Raw genomic sequence first — 16,344 nt, 5'->3', positions numbered from 1 at the left:
TAAAAAATAGAGATATAAAAATTTTTCTTTCATATAAAATCACAGCAATTTAACAAAACATGATTTCTATATAAGTGTTCTATATTACGCTAGTGATACATATGTGAATGTGCTTTAATTTAACGAAAAAGGCCACCTATTATGAAATGCACCCCAAATGTTAGATATAATTGGGGTGCACATCTAATTCGTGAGGTATTTGAGTCGTAACTTTAAATAAGTCCATTTCAAACAGATTTTAAGCTAAAAAATTTGGTAAATCCTCTATCCATGCTTTGAAGCTATCGCAATATTCTTTGAATTTCCCTTTATCATCATAGTAATAATACACCTTCGATTCTAATCTATGTAAGCAAAAATAATCTCCATTTCCAATACCATAGAATGGGAGCATATTTGAATCCCAATTACCATTACTCATTTCATAATTATATACCTCTGCTAGTGTATCATTTCCATTTGTTTTACCCTTTGAAATATTATAAATATCACCTGGAAATGACCAGAATGTCATCAACTCAATAAAATATTTAAATTCATTACTAAACGAGCAATTAAATTTATCACTTAATTCTTTCCATTCTTTATCTGTTGGCTTGTCTAATACCTCAGTTTCTCTTTCTAGAATATTTGATAATATAGACTCTACTTCATTATAATTCATTTGTTTTCACCTCTATTTTTAATTTTAAATACCTTCTCCTGGTAAAACATACTCACTACCACGTTTTTTCCAATGTTCCCGTATTTCCTTGGCTTTTTCTGCGGGAGTAAGTTCAGATGGTTTTGTGTGATTATTTATCCAAATGTGTATTAGATTTCGTAATGTAATAGTTTCTATTTTAAGAGAGATTTCAATTTCATCTTCATCATCGAACTTGTCTTGGAAATGCAGAAATAATTTTACCATTACCATTTAAAAACAAACGAATAATTACCTTAATTAATCTTCAGAATCCTCATCTGTAAATTCATTGCCTTTAAATACTGGATGCCCATTTGGATCGAGCATACCCATCACTTTTTTATCCCTATCAGAGACAATCAGTGTATAGTCCTCCATAAGAAAAGGTTTTTTTGGTAAATCCACTAGTATTCTCCAAGCTGGTCTTATATCATCGTTGTTTCTATTTTCTTTCTCAATTTTAAATGTATAAGCTTCATCAAAGAAAAGATGGTTGATATCTTCATTAACTACTCCATCTAATTTATTTTTCTTATGATAATGTTTAGCAATTTCTATTGCTTCCTGAGGTTTTAACATCACATCTATAGTAATTTCATTTGTTTTCCTATAATGTCTTGAAAAATCTTCTTGCTTTAATCTTATATAGTTTTGAAATTCTTGAGTAGACAATTGTTTAAACTCTTCATCAGACATATTTTTATACTTATCTAAAGACATATAAAATTCTCCTTTCCATGAATCTCCTTTTTGGCAGGGTAAAGATGTTGCTGTTTCTGTAGATATGGGATTAGACTTTACTATTGGTGCAAAGGTAAGTGTGAATGGTTCGCCAAAATACAAAGTACAAAATAGCAAGGGCAAAACATACTATGTATCAGCGATTGAAGCCTATGTGTATGTAAAGTAAGAGTTACAAAAGAGACCTCAAATGTGAGGTCTCTTTTGTTGATTATTCTCCATATGTAACTTCTCTTCACTTAATCCAAGCTAGATAACATGCTTCATTGAAATATCCAATCTTAAAGAAAACTGTTTCATCGAAAAGTTCTCTACTTTACTTGTGCTCAGAATCTAGCAAAATAGCTAGTCAAATTCAATTACTTTTACCCATGCTACTTCTTTTTCATATTCCGAAAAATTAATTTTTAATATCTTTCAAAAAATCTTCTAGAACTCTTTTGACGGGTAAGTTAGCCTTTTCCAATAATTTTTGTGCTGTATCAATTACTCGACTATTGGATACTATCATCTTTTTATGTTCTTCAGAATTGAAAGACCTTAAAGAATCTATAGTAGTCTCAACAACTTCATCACTTTCATCAAGCATATTCAAAAGTAATTCTAATCCATTTATTCCTAAATCATCATCAATGCAATAAGCCAGCCTAATTTTCCACTTATCATTTTTATCATTAATACTTTGAAATAATTTTCCCCAATCTTTGTCAGTAAAATCATTCAGCAGTTCTTGAGCATACATAAATCCATCATCATACCAAGAATCTTCTGAACTATTTTCGGATAATATTTCATTTAATTCTTCATACATTTCTTATTCCTCCTTTATTTCTAAAATCCAGATGGTGGTAATGCATTAGCTTTACCTGTCGGATAGGCACTAATAACACTATCTCCTTTCTTTATCACATCTATTTCTACACCATCAATAGTACCTCGATGCCAAGTTGCTCCGTCCCTAGCTCTAGTACTTATTAATTTAGAATTCCCGATATTCTCAACGCTATTTATTATTTTTGTGTCACTCCACCCATCTGGAAATACTGTACTACTTTTTATTTTAGATAATTTACCATCTGGAAACTGAGTAGTATACTTAATGTTCTTTGTTCCATCTGGATTAATTTTAATTTCCTCTACAACATAGTTATGATGATTATTATTTATTCCAGAAGAATGTCCCCCAATAATCTCATTCTTATTAGGATTTTTTCTTTGTCCCCACAGAATTTTTTCTTCCATTTCGGGTGTGATTGTGGAATTAGCTCCGCTGGCTTCCTTACCAGCATTATCTATTTTTTTAGTTGCATTTCCCTCTTTATCAAGTTTACCATTCTCTTTAACTTTATTAACACGCTCACCAGAAGATGGAGAAGACTTAAATTTTTGAAGAGTATCCTGGGCATTTTGAATCGATTTATCCCAAACCAATCCACCGTGTACAACAGCACCAACACCAGCCGCTGTAGCAACTGCATCTAATGGAAGAACAATTGGTGATGCTAACCCACCACTGCCTACTTCTGCGAAGAATGTTAAGAAATTAGCCCCACCTATGACTGAAATACCTTCAAAAATTTCTACAATAGATCCTGCCGTTGATATAACATGTCCAGTAAATCTTCCAGCTTGATAAGTTGCTTTGCTTTCTAATTTATCATTATCAGGTGGTGTTAGTCCAATATAGTCTTCAGCTACTGCACTGCCAGCGCCTTGTATAAAGTCCAAAGCACCTTCATAAATATCTTCGACACCATGTTTAAACGTATCTAGTAAAGATTCATCTTTTTTTTCACTATTTAATGGACCGCACATTGCTCCTTCTTCAATTGAACTACCATTTAAAAGATTGTCGGCCTGACGCTTCCTATCTTCTTCAATCACCTGAATGGAAGTCGTCCATTCCATATTCAACCCTTGTGTGCTAAACGTCCCACTTGCGGGACTAAATCCTTTTCCACTTTGCACTTCAGCGAGTCCGGCTGTGATACTAGCTGCTAATTGAAGAGCAGTGCTGTAGTTATTACTGGATGTATAATTGAATTCATATAAATGCTCTAGTTTTTCTTCAAGTTTTTTTTTCATCTCAACTAAAACAGCCACAATTGCGTCTACTCCAGGCATAGGTGTAAGTAACTCTATTGCTTCTATACTTGCAATTGTTTGATTGATTTGTTGGATTTGTTCTCTTATTTCTTGTTCGATAACATCTGTTGAAGCAACCTTTGCTTGAAAATCATTTGGAAACGCATCATTTTGACGAATTAATTCTTCACATAAATATATAATTCCTTGCGCCAAAGGCCGAAATGTTTGAACAAGATAGGCTTTTGCACTGCTATATGTTTGCCCTTGTAACACAGTATCCATTGCAAAAGTATCAATCGACTGAATCGCTTGTTCCATAGCTTGAATGGTAGCCGTACATACAGCATTCATACTTTGTGTTTGGGCATGTACTTCCCCTAAATGCATATTTAAACTCAAAAATCTCCCCCCTTTTATGCGAACAAGTAAATTATACCAATTAAAGGATATATATGTAAATATGCTGCTGTAGTAAACTCAATATCAAAGTAGAACTTTTCCATTTAATTACTAAAGTACCGTCTAATTCGTTTATGGGTACCTGTGAAGAATATGATATACAAAATAAATTTACAGGATTTGAAATGAATATATAATAGAAGAAAAAAGAAATGTTTATATTGTCGCTACCATGTTGGCGTCAACCTCATGCGCCTAATGGCAACAAAAAACATCTACTTCGTTCCATTCGGTCAAGATGCACCAGAGAAAAAACCGAACTCAATGGTAGCTCGTATGGAGTTACTGGAAGATACAGTATTAGAAGCGCTGCAAGGAAAGCAATTGCAACCGGTGGTCGTAGAAAAATTCAGATATATGAATTAAAAAACGAAAAAAAACGGACAATTTTTGATGAAACCATCATTCTTACTGTAGAATATGATAAAATTAACGTTATTAAGATTAGAAGGGGTATTGTATACTCCTTCTGATTCTAAGTTATAGAAGGATTGGTATCTAGAAAGGGGCATAGTGATGGAAAAGCAAAAAACTTTTCATGTCGCTGTAGTTGGAGCAACCGGCGCAGTTGGTGAACAAATGTTAAACACTTTAGAGAAACGAGAATTTCCAATCGGGAAATTAACGTTACTTTCATCTAAACGATCTGCAGGTAAGAAACTTGTATTTAAAGGCGAAGAATTTACAGTTCAAGAGGCAACTCCTGAAAGCTTTGAAGGAGTAGATATCGCACTATTTAGTGCTGGTGGATCTGTATCGAAACAATTAGCGCCAGAAGCAGCAAAACGCGGTGCGATTGTTGTTGATAATACAAGTGCATTCCGTATGACAGAAAACGTGCCACTTGTTGTACCTGAAGTAAATGAAAACGACTTAAAAGAACATAATGGTATTATTGCAAATCCAAACTGTTCTACAATTCAAATGGTAGTAGCTCTTGAGCCAGTTCGTCAGCAATATGGTTTAAAACGAGTAATCGTTTCCACATATCAAGCTGTATCAGGTGCTGGTGCGGCAGCTATTGAAGAACTTCATGAACAATCACAAGCAATCTTAAATGGCGAAGAAGTTAAGGCAAATGTTCTTCCTGTATCAGGTGATAAGAAGCATTTCCCAATTGCTTTTAATGCGATTCCACAGATTGATAAGTTCCAAGATAATGGATTTACATTTGAAGAAATGAAAATGATTAACGAAACGAAAAAAATTATGCATATGCCTGAATTAGAAGTAGCGGCAACATGTGTACGTTTACCAGTTGTATCAGGACACTCTGAGTCTGTTTACATCGAAGTAGAAAAAGAAGGCGTAACAGTAGCAGAATTAAAGAGCTTACTTGCAAATGCGGAAGGTATTGTTCTGCAAGATAATCCAGAAGAGCAGTTATATCCAATGCCAGCTACTGCAGTAGGTAAAAACGAAGTATTCGTTGGAAGAATCCGTAAAGATTTAAATAACGATAAAGGATTCCATCTTTGGGTCGTATCTGATAACTTATTAAAAGGCGCTGCATGGAATTCTGTTCAAATTGCAGAGCGCTTAGTAAAATTACAATTAGTGTAGACGGCTAAGAGAAGGTGCAAAATATGAAAATAATTGTTCAAAAATTTGGTGGCACATCAGTACGTGATGACAATGGACGTAAGCATGCGCTTCATCATATAAAAAAATCATTAGCTGCTGGTTATAAAGTGGTTACTGTCGTATCTGCTATGGGCCGTAAAGGTGAACCATATGCAACGGATACGTTATTAAGTCTTGTAAATCAAGAGGAATCTACTATTTCTAAACGTGAGCAAGATTTATTATTATCGTGCGGAGAATTAATCTCAGCAATCGTCTTCTCTAACATGTTAAATGAGAATGGTATAAAAGCAGCGGCATTAAATGGTGCACAAGCTGGTTTTGTAACAAATGAGGATTTTACGAATGCTAAGATTATTGAAATGAACTGCGATCGTATACATGAAGAGCTAGAAAATCTAGATGTAATCGTCGTTACAGGATTCCAAGGACAAACGAAAAAAGGTGATACGACAACACTTGGACGCGGAGGTAGTGATACTTCAGCTTCAGCATTAGGTGTTGCACTTCATGCTGAATACATCGATATATTCACTGATGTAGAAGGTGTTATGACTGCGGATCCTCGTATTGTAAAAGATGCACGTCATCTTCAAACTGTAACGTATAACGAAATTTGTAACATGGCTTATCAAGGTGCGAAAGTCGTTCATCCACGTGCAGTTGAAATTGCGATGCATGCAAAAGTTCCACTTCGTGTACGTTCTACGTATTCTGATAGTGAAGGTACGCTTATTTCAGCATATGACGGTGCTACAAGAGGTCGTGATGTAGAAGAACGTCCTGTTACAGGTATCGCCCACGTATCAAACGTAACGCAAATTAAAGTGCTTGCAAAAGAAACGGCATATGATTTGCAACAACATGTGTTTAAAGAGATGGCGAACGAAGGAATAAGTGTTGATTTAATTAATATTTCACCTACTGGTGTAGCATATACGGTGAGTGATAATGTATCAAGTCATGCAGTTAAATTATTAAAGAACCTTGGATATGAGCCAATTGTGACAGAGCATTGTGCGAAAGTATCTATCGTTGGAGCTGGAATGGCAGGATACCCAGGGGTTACTGCGAAAATCGTTACAGCTTTAGCGGAAAAAGGTATTCAAATCCTGCAATCGGCAGATAGTCATACAACAATTTGGGTTCTTGTAAAAGAAACTGATTTAGTGGAGGCTGTAAATGCATTACATAGTGCGTTTGAGCTTTCAAAAGAAAAGCAACTGGAACAATAAGGAGTGAGACCATGATAGATTTTGGGACAATTGCAACCGCGATGGTAACACCGTTTGATATAAACGGGAATATCGATTTTGCAAAGACAACGAAATTGGTAAATTATTTAATTGATAACGGTACAACAGCAATCGTGGTAGGAGGAACGACGGGAGAATCTCCTACATTAACTTCAGAAGAGAAAGTAGCGTTATATCGCCATGTCGTATCTGTTGTCGATAAAAGAGTGCCCGTAATCGCTGGAACAGGTAGCAATAATACGCATGCTTCTATTGACTTAACTAAAAAGGCAACAGAAGTTGGTGTGGATGCAGTAATGCTAGTAGCACCGTATTATAACAAACCGAGTCAAGAAGGAATGTATCAGCATTTTAAAGCAATTGCTGAAAGCACGCCGCTTCCGGTTATGCTATATAACGTTCCAGGACGATCTATTGTACAAATCTCCGTTGATACAGTTGTTCGTTTATCAGAAATAGAAAACATTGTTGCTATTAAAGATGCCGGCGGCGATGTGTTGACAATGACAGAAATCATTGAAAAAACAGCGGACGACTTTGCGGTATACAGCGGTGATGACGGTTTAACGTTACCGGCTATGGCAGTTGGAGCGAAAGGTATCGTTTCGGTAGCATCTCATGTTATCGGAAACGAAATGCAAGAAATGATTACAGCATTTCAAACAGGAGAGTTTAAAAAGGCACAAAAATTACATCAATTACTTGTAAGAGTAACTGATTCATTATTTATGGCGCCAAGTCCAACTCCAGTAAAAACAGCGTTACAAATGGTTGGATTAGATGTAGGTTCTGTACGTTTACCACTTCTTCCATTAACAGAAGAAGAAAGAGTAACGTTACAATCTGTAATGCAATCTATTCCTCGTTAAAAAAATGACCTAGTGTGAAACTAGGTCATTTTTTATTGATATGAAAATGTTTGAATCTGTTTTAAAGTAAATCTGTTGTAAAATGATTTTAGACTTGCCTTTCTCATTTATATATGACCCTATAATATTGAAAACGAGTATATTACGCTACGCGTTCTCTACTTGTTAAAGTATGATATTGTTCTTTCATTAATTTGGTTCCAACCTCTTGTTCTCGATAGTGACTGTCAAATCCCCCTAAAAATTTAACCTTATTAAATCTATATTAGATTTTGTAATTCATAGCTTTTTGTCATGTAATACAATGTTTATAAGAAAAGGATCTTACACTTTTAATTTTGTTGAGAAGTAGTTGCTAGTACAGGAAATACTTTCGGTTATGTTTTTAGAGGAATTGCCTCAAATATGACGTAATCTATAAAAAAGCTTCATTTTATAAATGTTTTTGTGCAATTCAAGAAAAAAATCTAGGAAATCCATCAAATGAAAGTAATTTAAAGTGTTTAGGGGATTTTTTCTCAAATAACATGGAGTATAAAAGCAGCGGAAATAAGCCATATACTTTTAGTGCTGTTCCTTTCTTTTACTTTTTCTTTCGCACGATTTAACTTGTGTTCTATTTCTTCTATCAGGTATAATATGGCTAAGTAGCTTAGTACGGGTATGCTTAGCAAAATTGGGAAAAATTATAATTTAATTAAATTTTCATATCATATCGAATAAGATATTTGATTTATATAATGAAAGAGAGGTGAAACCTGGTTTAAAAAATAAACAAGGACATGATATCGCATAACGGTAAGGACATTCGTCTTGGACGGTGAATATATGGTGGTTGTAGAGTTTCCCCTGGTGTCTCTGCAATTTTAGTGAAATCAGTGTTTGCAAGATTTTTAAACCAGGCAACAACATGAAGAGAAAAGAGAATGAGTCTGTTAAAGTATTTGCTCTTGGTGGAGTAGGTGAAATCGGGAAAAACATGTACTGTGTTGAAATTGATTCTGAAATCTTTATTGTGGATGCAGGGTTAATGTTCCCGGGAGATGAAATGTTTGGAATTGATATCGTTATTCCTGATATTACATATTTAGTGGAAAACCAAGAGCGAGTAAAGGGTTTATTTATTACTCACGGTCATGAAGATCATATTGGTGGTATTGTTTACGTACTTCGTAAATTATCTATTCCAGTGTATGCAACGAAATTAACAGTAGGACTTATACAAGAAAAACTTGGCGAAGCGGGTATGTTAGGTCGTGTAGACTTAAAAACAATCGATTCAAATTCAACAGTAGAGTTTAATACTACAACGGTGTCATTCTTCGGAACGACACATAGTATTCCAGATTCTGTTGGTGTTTGTTTCCATACATCAAAAGGTGCAATCGTATATACAGGAGACTTTAAATTCGATCAAACTCCAATTGGAAATAGTGGAGCAGACCTTGGGAAAATGGCTCAAATCGGAAATGAAGGCGTACTTTGCTTATTATCTGATAGTACAAACGCAGAGCGCCCAGGTTATACAGGTTCTGAAAAAGAAGTTGGTGTAGAAATTTCTAAAGTGTTCTACGGCGCAGAAGGTCGTATTATCGTTGCTTCATTTGCATCGAATGTACATCGTATTCAACAAGTATTTGATGCAGCTGCCGAAACAGGGCGAAAAGTAGCGGTAGTAGGACGTAGTATGGTGAAAGTAGTAGACATTGCAAGACGTCTTGGTTATTTAGATGTTCCAGAAGGTATGGTTATTTCATTACAAGAAGTAGACAACTTCCCAGAGAAAAAGGTAGCTATTTTAACGACAGGTAGTCAAGGTGAACCGATGGCTGCTCTATCTAGAATGGCAAAACAAGCACATAAACAAATTTCAATTCGTAAAGGTGATACTGTTATCATTGCTGCTTCGCCAATTCCGGGTAATGAAATATCTGTATCAAAAATTATTGATTTGTTATTTAGAGCTGGAGCTGAAGTTATTTATTACGGCGAAAGAAAAGTTCATGTTTCAGGTCACGGTAGCCAAGAAGAATTAAAATTAATGTTAAATTTAATGAAACCGAAGTACTTTGTACCCGTACATGGTGAGTTCCGTATGCAAAAAGCACATGCGTATTTAGCTGAAGATGTAGGTATTACAAGAGAAAATATCTTTATCGTAGAAAAAGGCGATGTAATTGCTTTTGGTGACGATGAAGCGAACTTAGTCGGTAAAGTACAAGCTGGTAATGTTTTAATTGATGGATTAGGTGTAGGTGACGTTGGTAATATTGTTCTTCGAGATAGAAAGATGTTATCTCAAGATGGAATATTAGTAGTTGTTGTAACGCTTGGTAAAGATGAAAAGAAAATTATCTCTGGTCCAGAAATCATTTCACGTGGTTTCGTATATGTTCGTGAGTCAGAAGCGTTAATTGAACGATCTACAGAGATTGTACGTATGATTGTTGAGCAGTCAATTAAAGAATATTCGATTGAATGGTCAATGTTAAAACAAAATATTCGTGAATTATTAGGACAGTTCTTGTACGAAGAGACAAAGAGAAAACCTATGATTTTACCGATTATTATGGAAGTATAAAAAAGATCACCCTTATGGGTGATCTTTTTTTCTTTTTAACCCTATCGAATGAAATTTATAACTTAAGAAATAATAGTTATATACGAGTGAAAGGGGATGCGAAATGACAGAACGTGATCGATATACAAATGAAGAAAAAGAAACTGAGCCAAAAGAAGCTGGAAAAGAGGCTTCAATAGTAGAAAAAATTCAACAGCTTGGACAGACAAATGTACCACAGATGAATGAATCACGTATTCATTGTTTAACGATTATCGGACAAGTGGAAGGTCATGTTCAATTACCGCCACAAAATAAAACAACAAAATACGAGCATATCATTCCGCAAATTGTTGCGATTGAACAAAATCCGAAAATTGAAGGTTTGCTTTTAATATTAAATACGGTTGGAGGTGACGTTGAAGCTGGACTAGCAATTTCAGAAATGGTAGCTTCACTTTCAAAACCAACAGTATCTCTAGTTTTAGGTGGGGGACATTCCATCGGTGTACCGATTGCTGTTTCTACTGACTATTCGTTTATTGCGGAAACTGCGACGATGACAATTCATCCAATTCGTTTAACAGGTCTTGTCATAGGTGTGCCACAAACATTTGAGTATTTGGATAAGATGCAAGAAAGAGTCATTCGTTTTGTGACGAAGCACTCGAAAGTAACAGAAGATCGTTTTAAAGAGCTTATGTTTGCGAAAGGAAATTTAACGCGAGATATTGGGACGAATGTAATTGGTGGAGATGCAGTAAAGTACGGTCTTATAGATGATGTTGGTGGTATTGGAAATGCGATTCGAAAATTAAACGAATTAATAGATGTTCGCGCGGAAGGTAGTGCAGAAGGGACAATGTTACAATGATTTTATATACAATTATGCCAGAGCAACTTGTGTATCCGGCCGATTATTCACAGTGTGAAAGTCAAAAAGTTGTAAATATAAATGGTGTGGAATTAATGGTTTCTGAAGAGGAACATGGGTGTTATTCTATTGTACGTGTGCTAAGTACGGACCCACTTCACTATTTAGAGTTTGAGCCCGGTCAGAAAATAACCTTTTAGCAAAAAGAAGGATTTTGTTTAGAAGCTATGGTATAATATAAAAAACAAGACGGTTGAGCAGCCATGAGTAGGCTGCTTTCTTCTGTTTATTTAGCATTTTACAAGAAGTGTAAAAATAGAAGATATAAAGACCTGAAAAATAGAGAAAACAGACATATAAATAGAGCATTTTTAGGGGAGCTTTACTTATATGTAGAACACGAGGTGAAGAAATGGCAAAACAAAAGCAAAGAGGGACGAAGGCAAAGGCAAGACGTACGATAAAGCCAACTTTGTATTATGAAATCGTCGGTTTAACTCTTTTTGCACTTTCAATCATTACGATTTTACAGCTAGGCGTTGTAGGGAAATCGTTTGTGTTATTTTTTCGCTTCTTCTTTGGTGAGTGGTACATAATTGGTGTGTTAGGTGTAATAGCTTTATCGGTTTCCTTTGTTATAAAACGCGGATGGCCGAACCTTTTAAATAAACGATTAATTGGATTTTATTTAATTGTATTGGCAATATTAATGTTTAGTCATATTACATTATTTAACCTTCTTACAAAAGATGGAGCAGTGCAAAATACTTCTGTTATTGTGAGTACGAAAGATAACTTCTTTCTTGAAATGAAAAAAGGGCCAGATAGCGTTCATTTAGGCGGTGGTATGTTTGGTGCGCTTATGTTCGCGACATGTTACTTCCTATTCGACGAAGTAGGAGCCTATATCATTGGAATTATTTTAGTTATTCTCGGGGTACTCTGTATAACAAATAAACATATTGGAGAAGTGTTAGCTCCAGTTGGTAGAATTCTTAGAAGTCAATTTCAAGTGATGCAAGGGGATTATAAAGATTGGAGATCCAAAAGAACGGCTGAACAAACAGAAAAGAAAAAAACAACAAGAAGTACAAGAAGCAAACGTGTTGCAGAACAAGAAGAAGTTATTGAGCCGATGGAAGAAATCCAAATTGATCCGCCAATTATTTCAAATTTCACTGAGAATTATCCTGTAAATGAAGAAGAGGATAAACGAATTGAAGTAGAGCAAGAAGATTTGATCACTTCACCGTTTATTGAAGAGACTCCACCAATTGAAGAATCAAAGAAAAAGCGTGGAGAAAAAATCGTTGAATCGTTAGAGAGTGAAGCGCAAGCACCTCCTATGCAATTTTCAAATGTAGAAAATAAAGATTACAAGCTTCCTTCACTTGATATATTAAAATTTCCAAAGAATAAGCAAGTTACAAATGAAAATGCGGAAATTTATGAGAATGCTCGTAAATTAGAACGTACATTCCAAAGTTTCGGAGTGAAAGCGAAAGTAACAAAAGTGCATAGAGGTCCTGCAGTTACAAAATATGAAGTGTATCCTGATATGGGGGTAAAGGTAAGCAAAATTGTCAGTTTAAGTGATGATTTAGCCCTTGCATTAGCTGCAAAGGACATTCGTATTGAGGCGCCAATTCCCGGGAAATCAGCTGTAGGGATCGAAGTTCCGAACTCAGAAGTTTCGATGGTAACGCTGAGGGAAGTTCTTGATTCTAAGGCTAATAATCATCCGGAAGAGAAGTTGTTAATTGGTCTTGGCCGAGATATTACAGGTGAAGCTGTATTAGCCCGTTTAAATAAAATGCCCCATTTACTCGTAGCTGGTGCGACAGGGAGCGGGAAAAGTGTATGTATTAACGGTATTATTGTTAGTATTTTAATGCGTGCAAAACCACATGAAGTAAAATTAATGATGATTGACCCGAAAATGGTAGAGTTAAATGTATATAACGGTGTGCCTCATTTGTTAACGCCAGTTGTAACTGATCCGAAAAAAGCATCGCAAGCATTGAAAAAAGTTGTGAGTGAGATGGAACGTCGTTATGAATTGTTTGCTCATAGTGGTACACGTAACATTGAAGGATACAATGATTATATAAAAGAGCATAATAGTGAATCAGAAGCGAAACAACCCGAATTACCGTATATTGTAGTAATTGTGGACGAGTTAGCAGATTTAATGATGGTTGCTTCGTCTGATGTAGAGGATGCGATTATGCGTCTAGCGCAAATGGCTCGTGCTGCTGGTATTCATTTAATTATTGCAACGCAACGTCCGTCAGTTGACGTTATTACGGGTGTTATTAAAGCAAATATTCCATCACGTATTGCATTCGCTGTATCTTCTCAAACAGATTCTCGTACAATTCTTGACGGTGGTGGTGCAGAGAAGCTACTAGGTCGTGGCGACATGCTGTTTATACCAATTGGTGCATCGAAACCTGTACGTGTACAAGGCGCATTTTTATCAGATGATGAAGTTGAGAGAGTTGTAGAATATGTTATTGGACAGCAAAAAGCACAATATCAAGAAGATATGATTCCGCAAGATGTTCCTGATACGAAGCAGGAAATAGAAGATGAATTATATGATGAAGCGGTTCAACTTGTAGTGGAAATGCAAACAGCATCTGTTTCTATGCTACAACGTAGGTTTAGAGTAGGTTATACGCGAGCTGCTCGTCTAATTGATGCAATGGAAATGAATGGTGTAGTAGGTCCATATGAAGGTAGTAAACCGAGAGAAGTACTCATTAATGATGTACAAGAAAAAAGTTCTTAAAAAAAGCCTAATTGTTTTTACAATTAGGCTTTTTTATATAGTGTTTTTGTTATATACTATACTCAGCAATAAAGAAAGGGCTTACATTTATAAGGTCTCTTTAGAATACGAATACTTTGAGTATGTTTTATGTAAATGTTCGATATTTAATGCAGAAAAATGTTGGATTTTGTTGACACGTATGAGAGCAAGTGGTAAGATTACTTCGAAAAGAATCACTGCCTCATATAATCTTGGAGATAAGGTCCATAAGTTTCTACCTGGCAACCATGAATTGCTAGACTATGAGGGGAAAAGTGTGTAACAAAGGATGTAAAGGATCTTTGTGCCGAACTTTTTCTCGAAATGAGGAATGTTTATGGTGCAAAGTTTTTTTTATACAGTAAAGAGTGAAAATTTCATTTTAAAAAATTATTATTATTTATTCGACAATTGCGCTTATTTTTAGTGGTTAGTCATTTGTACTATGTTGTAAGTTGAAAAAAGAGAAAAGAAGTCTTACATCAGAGGTCGAATAATTGAAATGCGGGGGAGTCTTATGTCAGTAAAATCCGATAGTCGTCACCTATATTTACGGGTGATTGATCACATCAAAGAAAAAATTAAAGATGGGGCTTATAAAGAACGACAAAAGTTACCATCAGAGTTTGATTTAGCGAAAGAACTTGGCGTAAGTAGAGCGACTTTAAGGGAAGCGTTACGTATTTTAGAAGAAGAAAATGTTGTCATTCGTAGACATGGTGTAGGGACATTTGTAAATGCAAAGCCATTATTTTCTTCTGGAATAGAACAACTTTCTAGTATTACAGATATGATTTCTAGTGTGGGGAAAACACCAGGAACGATCTTTTTATCATCATCTACTACAACTTTAACAGAAGAGGAAAAAGAGAAGTTTAATAGTGAAGATGGTTTCAATGCAGTAATGATTGAACGCGTGCGTACAGCAGATGGGGAACCTGTTGTATATTGTATCGATAAACTTGCAAAAGAAATATTGCCAGATTTATCGGGTTACAATGAGGAGTCATTATTAACGGTGATACATAATAACACGCATAAGCGCATAACATATGCGGTTGCTCACATTGAGCCAATTGGCTATCACCCTAAAATCTCACCGATTTTAGAATGTGAGCCTGAAACAGCACTGCTTGTATTAAAACAAATGCACTATGATCAAAATGATGAGCCAATCTTATATTCTATCAATTACTTTAGAGCTGATAAGTTTAGCTTCCACGTATTAAGAAAGCGTATGTAGGTAAGTTCCTTTTTAGGGAGGTGACAGCAAGAAGTAAGGGACAGCAGCGAAAGAATAAAAAAATATATATCATTTTTGGAGGGGTTTCTAGTATGAAGAAAAAAGCAGGTCTTTTATTATCATTAACATTAGCAGCAAGTACAGTTTTAGGTGCATGTGGTAACTCGGATAAGGCAAGCAGTGACAAGAAAGACACGAAAGACTTCAAGGTCGGTATGGTAACGGATGTTGGGGGCGTTGATGACAAATCGTTCAACCAATCGTCTTGGGAAGGACTAAAAAAGTTTGGTAAAGATAACGGATTAAAGGAAAAGACAAATTATCGTTACCTACAGTCTGAAAAAGAAGCGGATTATATTCCAAACTTAAAGAAATTTTCAAAAGATAAGTATGATTTATCTTTTGGAATTGGTTATAAATTAGAAGGTGCAATTAAAGAAGTAGCAAAAGAATCTCCAAAACAACAATTTGCAATCGTTGATACTGTAGTAGATGCACCAAACGTAACGAGCATTACATTTAAAGATCATGAAGGATCATTCCTTGTAGGTGCGGTAGCAGCTATGTCAACAAAATCGAATAAAGTAGGATTTGTTGGTGGGATGAAGAGTGATTTAATTAGTAAATTCGAAAATGGATTTAAAGCGGGTGCAAAAGCAGTAAATCCAAACATTGAAATCGTATCTGAATATGCAGAAGCATTCGATAAACCTGAAAAAGGTACAGTTCTTGCATCAGCAATGTATGGTCAAGGCGTAGACGTAATTTATCATGCTGCTGGTGGTACAGGTAACGGTGTATTCACTGAAGCGAAAAACCGTAAGAAAAAAGGTGAAAATGTTTGGGTAATCGGTGTTGACCGTGATCAAAACCAAGAAGGTATGCCTGAAAACGTAACATTAACTTCAATGGTAAAACGTGTAGATATCGCTGTTGAAAAAGTAGCGCAAGAAGCGAAAGACGGTAAGTTAAAAGGCGGTAAAGTAGAAGAGTTTGGCTTAAAAGATGACGGCATTGGTATTTCAAAAACAACTGATAACGTGAAAAAAGTTAACCCTGAAATTTTAACAAAAGTAGAAGAGCTTGAAAAGAAAATTACAGCCGGTGAAATTAAAGTGCCAGCTACAGATAAAGAGTATAAAGAATACGAAGCTTCTCTAAAAAAATAAA

13 protein-coding genes, 3 pseudogenes and 1 riboswitch are annotated in these 16,344 nt (G+C 35.4%); of the genes and pseudogenes, 11 read left to right on the top strand and 5 right to left on the bottom strand.

The features are described 5' to 3' along the window. Positions 1–238: 238 nt before the first annotated feature. The 3 genes and pseudogenes from MHI26_RS19390 to MHI26_RS19380 all read right to left on the bottom strand — a co-directional run bounded on the left by MHI26_RS19390 (position 239) and on the right by MHI26_RS19380 (position 1,405). Positions 239–664, bottom strand: coding sequence for an SMI1/KNR4 family protein (locus tag MHI26_RS19390; protein ID WP_061666400.1), 426 nt, complete (start codon positions 662–664; stop codon positions 239–241). Positions 665–688: 24 nt separating this feature from the next. After that, positions 689–883 (bottom strand): annotated as a pseudogene (locus tag MHI26_RS19385) (hypothetical protein); the annotation flags it as partial. 60 nt (positions 884–943) lie between these two features. After that, positions 944–1,405 carry a hypothetical protein gene (locus MHI26_RS19380; RefSeq protein ID WP_061666402.1) on the bottom strand — a complete coding sequence of 154 codons (462 nt, stop codon included), beginning with the start codon at positions 1,403–1,405 and terminating at the stop codon, positions 944–946. Between the two features lie 22 nt (positions 1,406–1,427). On the opposite strand from MHI26_RS19380, the pseudogene MHI26_RS19375 reads away from it, so the two are divergent. Next, a pseudogene (locus tag MHI26_RS19375) lies at positions 1,428–1,595 on the top strand (N-acetylmuramoyl-L-alanine amidase); the annotation flags it as partial. Positions 1,596–1,826: 231 nt separating this feature from the next. Here MHI26_RS19375 and MHI26_RS19370 read toward each other — a convergent pair. Both MHI26_RS19370 and MHI26_RS19365 read right to left on the bottom strand, forming a co-directional pair. Beyond that, the gene (locus MHI26_RS19370; RefSeq protein WP_061666403.1) at positions 1,827–2,237 is read right to left on the bottom strand and encodes a hypothetical protein; all 411 of its coding nucleotides are present in this window, start codon (positions 2,235–2,237) and stop codon (positions 1,827–1,829) included. Positions 2,238–2,257: 20 nt separating this feature from the next. Next, entirely contained in the window at positions 2,258–3,913 is a 1,656-nt protein-coding gene (locus tag MHI26_RS19365; RefSeq protein ID WP_061666404.1) for an EndoU domain-containing protein, read from the bottom strand. Positions 3,914–4,150: 237 nt separating this feature from the next. Here MHI26_RS19365 and spoVFB point away from each other — a divergent pair. The 10 genes and pseudogenes from spoVFB to MHI26_RS19315 all read left to right on the top strand — a co-directional run. After that, positions 4,151–4,339: pseudogene (gene spoVFB, locus MHI26_RS19360) on the top strand (dipicolinate synthase subunit B); the annotation flags it as partial. Positions 4,340–4,489: 150 nt separating this feature from the next. After that, positions 4,490–5,536, top strand: coding sequence for an aspartate-semialdehyde dehydrogenase (asd, locus tag MHI26_RS19355; protein ID WP_000414846.1), 1,047 nt, complete (start codon positions 4,490–4,492; stop codon positions 5,534–5,536). Between the two features lie 23 nt (positions 5,537–5,559). Beyond that, positions 5,560–6,792: an aspartate kinase gene (dapG, locus tag MHI26_RS19350; RefSeq protein ID WP_061666405.1), complete on the top strand. Its 1,233-nt coding sequence runs from the start codon at positions 5,560–5,562 to the stop codon at positions 6,790–6,792. An 11-nt stretch (positions 6,793–6,803) separates the two neighbouring features. Then, complete coding sequence (gene dapA / locus MHI26_RS19345) at positions 6,804–7,682, top strand: 4-hydroxy-tetrahydrodipicolinate synthase (RefSeq protein ID WP_000564765.1); 879 nt, start codon at positions 6,804–6,806, stop codon at positions 7,680–7,682. A gap of 910 nt (positions 7,683–8,592) precedes the next feature. After that, on the top strand, positions 8,593–10,263 hold the full coding sequence (locus tag MHI26_RS19340; RefSeq protein ID WP_000823083.1) for a ribonuclease J: 1,671 nt from the start codon (positions 8,593–8,595) through the stop codon (positions 10,261–10,263). A gap of 103 nt (positions 10,264–10,366) precedes the next feature. Further along, positions 10,367–11,116 (top strand): translocation-enhancing protein TepA, encoded by a 750-nt coding sequence (gene tepA, locus MHI26_RS19335; protein WP_000139825.1) that lies wholly within the window; start codon positions 10,367–10,369, stop codon positions 11,114–11,116. Beyond that, a complete protein-coding gene (locus MHI26_RS19330) occupies positions 11,113–11,316 on the top strand; it encodes a YlzJ-like family protein (protein ID WP_000605020.1) in 204 nt (67 codons plus the stop codon). Before tepA ends, MHI26_RS19330 begins: the two co-directional genes overlap by 4 nt. Before the next feature lie 212 nt (positions 11,317–11,528). Then, entirely contained in the window at positions 11,529–13,910 is a 2,382-nt protein-coding gene (locus MHI26_RS19325; RefSeq protein ID WP_061666406.1) for a DNA translocase FtsK, read from the top strand. Between the two features lie 203 nt (positions 13,911–14,113). Beyond that, a riboswitch (purine riboswitch) is annotated at positions 14,114–14,215 on the top strand. Between the two features lie 233 nt (positions 14,216–14,448). Continuing rightward, a complete protein-coding gene (locus MHI26_RS19320) occupies positions 14,449–15,174 on the top strand; it encodes a GntR family transcriptional regulator (protein ID WP_000114182.1) in 726 nt (241 codons plus the stop codon). A 92-nt stretch (positions 15,175–15,266) separates the two neighbouring features. Further along, a complete protein-coding gene (locus tag MHI26_RS19315) occupies positions 15,267–16,343 on the top strand; it encodes a BMP family lipoprotein (protein WP_000725768.1) in 1,077 nt (358 codons plus the stop codon). Position 16,344: the final 1 nt, after the last annotated feature.

The sequence above is a fragment of the Bacillus sp. FSL K6-1218 genome (assembly GCF_038006445.1).
Taxonomy (GTDB): Bacteria; Bacillota; Bacilli; order Bacillales; family Bacillaceae_G; genus Bacillus_A; species Bacillus_A thuringiensis_S.
This window is presented reverse-complemented; position numbering and strand designations above follow the sequence as displayed.